Raw genomic sequence first — 2,776 nt, forward strand, 5'->3', positions numbered from 1 at the left:
CCCGCGCGGAAGCCCGCGTCGTGTCCGCGCGGAATCCCGCGTCGGGCGTACGGGTGCGCGGGTGGCGCATCCTGTCTCCGGACTCGACCTGATCGCGTGATGCCGGAGCGCGACGATGCGCTCGTCGGCAGCGGGGGACGTGTCTGTCCCTCCGCGTGCGCAGAGGGACAGTGCTCGTCAGTAGTGGACGGAGACCTCGAGGCCCTTCGGGGACCAGTCGTAGACGTACTTGGCGAGGTCGATCGGCAGGTTGACGCAACCGTGGCTCATCCGCTGGCCGAAGTTGTTGTGCCAGTAGGTGCCGTGGAAGCCGATGTTCGGGGCGAACCAGGTGATCCAGGGCACGTCCTTGGTGCAGTACGGGGCGCCTTCGTAGCAGCCCATGTCCTGGATGCGGGTGTGCGCGAAGACCGTGAAGTTGCCGGTGGGCGTCAGCGTTCCGGGAAGGCCGGTCGACACGGCCCACGAGTTCACGACCACGTTGTTCTCGTAGAGGACCGCGCGCTGCGAGCTCAGGTTGATGTCGATGCGGCGGAACAGGCTCACCGTCTCGAACGGCGTCTCGGTGACCGAAAGCGCGAAGGCGCCGTTGCCGGCGGCGAGCTGGTCGGCGAACTTCTCTGCGATGCCGGAGGTGTCTCCGAGCGCTCGCCCCGCGACGCCCTCCTGCTCTGCGCGCAGCACGGTGCCGGCGGAGTTGACGATGTTGGTCGCATTGACCGGCGCGCGGTCGACGAGAGCGGGAAGACCGTCGACGGTCGCCTGGATCGCCTGCGGATCGGCGTCGATGCGCAGCTGACCGTCGTCGTCCGAGACCGTGAGCCAGGTGGCGACGACGGCGGGGTCCACCGGCACGGTGCGCTCCTCGCCGACATAGAACCCGACGGTGGGGAGCATGGTGTTGAGAGCCGTGGCCGTGGCGGTGGCATCGTCGTCCGAGACGGCGGGCAGGGCCTCGGCCGCGTCGCCCGAGTACTCGAGCGTGGTACGGCCTTCGCCGACCGCCTCGGTGAAGGCGGCGTTGAGCGCGGTGAGGTCGATGCCGGTTCCGGTTTCGGCCGGGGTGATGACGAAGGTGCCGCTCGCGGCATCGAAGACGACACCCGCGTCCACGGGGTCGTCGAAGCTGGTCGGTACCGCGTCGCGCAGTGCGGTGGTCGCCTTCTCGGCGTCGAATGCGATCTCCGCCGGCACGGGCTCGCCCATCCACGCGCCGAGGTTCCACAGCGGGTGCTCGGCGAAGGCCTTGTCCGCGAGAGCGGTCGCGTCGACGGTGACGCCGAGGTCGGCGCCGGTCAGGACAGTGCCGTCTCCGTCTCCCGTGAGGGCGATCTCGGTCTCGGCCAGGTGGGAGTCGATCGCGTCGGCTGCGGCTCCGGGTGTCATCCATCCGACGGGAATTCCCGCGACCGTGGTGCCTGGGGCGATGAGGATCATGGATGCGGCGCCGGCGCCGAGTGCGACGACGCCCAGGCCCAGTCCGATCCAGAGGCCGAGGCGGCGCTTCTTGGGAGACGGCTCGATGGGCGCCCAGGCCAGGGGCTGGTCGCCTGTGGTCGGTGGAACGGTCTCGGTGGGAGCGTCCGTGGGAGTGAGCACTGCAGTGGGCGCGGAGTCATCTCCACGCGCCTCGGCTGCTGCGCCCGGCGCAGAAATCAGATCGGTCACGAACTTCACCCCCCGGTTCTCAAACGTGTCCTGACGTCCAATGGTACGGGATGGGAGGTAACGGGGAGGCAACGGTCCGTGATAACGTTCCTCCCCGCTTCGCCAGGTCAGTCGACGATGGCGATGCCGTCGATCTCGACCAGCATCTCCTCGCGCGGCAGGCCGGTGAAGACGGTGGTGCGCGAGGGCAGCACCCCGTTCGTGGTGTGCGCGGTCACGAACTCCCCGTAGGCGTCGTTCATGATCGGGAAGTCCTCGCGCTTGGTCAGGTAGACGCGCAGCATCACGACATCGTCGAACGTCGCGCCGGAGGCTTCGACGATCGCCTTCACGTTCTCGAGCGTGCGGGTGGTCTGGGCGGCCACGTCGCCGGGGAACAGGTACTCGTTCGTCGTCGGGTCGACGGGGCCCTGACCGGACACCTGCACGAACGGGCCCTTGCGGATCCCCTGCGAGAACGTGTGGGCGGGGGCGGGGGCGGCATCGGTGGAAACGCGGATCTTCTCGGTCATGCCGTCAAGCCTAGTAGCATTGTTAGATGCCTCTACAAATTCCGGATCCCGTTCTCGGCGCCTGGACGAAGGGCTTCCCGGCGCATGCTGCGGGACTGCGTCTCGCCGAGGTGGCCGGGGCCGGCCTGCACCTCTCCGACCTGGTCACCCCGGTCCTGACGGTGCATGAGGGTGCCCTCGCGCACAACGAGGAGACCGTCTCCACCTGGGCGAAAGATCGTGGCGTGCTGCTCGCTCCACACGGCAAGACCACCATGGCACCGGCTCTGTGGCAGCGGCTGCTCGACGCGGGGGCATGGGGGATCTCGGTCGCTACGCCCTGGCAGGCCGAGGTTGCCGTGGATGCCGGCGTCTCGACCGTGCTCATCGCGAACGCCGTCGCCGATGCCGCCGCGGTGCGCCGACTGGGATCACTGCTCGGCGCGGACGACGGGCTGCGTGTGCTGTGCTGGGCCGACTCCCTCGACGGCGTCATGATCCTCGCGAACGGCATGCGCGATGCGTCGCGTCCGCTGGACGTGCTGGTCGAGCTGGGTGGCGCGCACGGTCGAACCGGCGCGCGGACGGTGGCGGAGGGGGAGCGCATCGCGCAGGCC

General features: G+C 69.1%; 2 protein-coding genes and 1 pseudogene. 1 reads left to right on the forward strand and 2 read right to left on the reverse strand.

The features are described from left to right. Positions 1–177 precede the first annotated feature (177 nt). Together B2869_RS02655 and B2869_RS02660 are read right to left on the reverse strand one after the other, a co-directional pair. The gene (locus tag B2869_RS02655) at positions 178–1,677 is read right to left on the reverse strand and encodes a L,D-transpeptidase family protein (RefSeq protein ID WP_029266927.1); all 1,500 of its coding nucleotides are present in this window, start codon (positions 1,675–1,677) and stop codon (positions 178–180) included. A 98-nt stretch (positions 1,678–1,775) separates the two neighbouring features. Continuing rightward, positions 1,776–2,180: a RidA family protein gene (locus B2869_RS02660; protein ID WP_021198847.1), complete on the reverse strand. Its 405-nt coding sequence runs from the start codon at positions 2,178–2,180 to the stop codon at positions 1,776–1,778. Positions 2,181–2,206: 26 nt separating this feature from the next. Between B2869_RS02660 and B2869_RS02665 the strand changes: the two are divergent. Next, positions 2,207–2,776: pseudogene (locus B2869_RS02665) on the forward strand (amino acid deaminase); the annotation flags it as partial.

The organism is Microbacterium sp. UBA3486, from assembly GCF_002377845.1.
GTDB classification, from domain to species: domain Bacteria; phylum Actinomycetota; class Actinomycetes; order Actinomycetales; family Microbacteriaceae; genus Microbacterium; species Microbacterium maritypicum_A.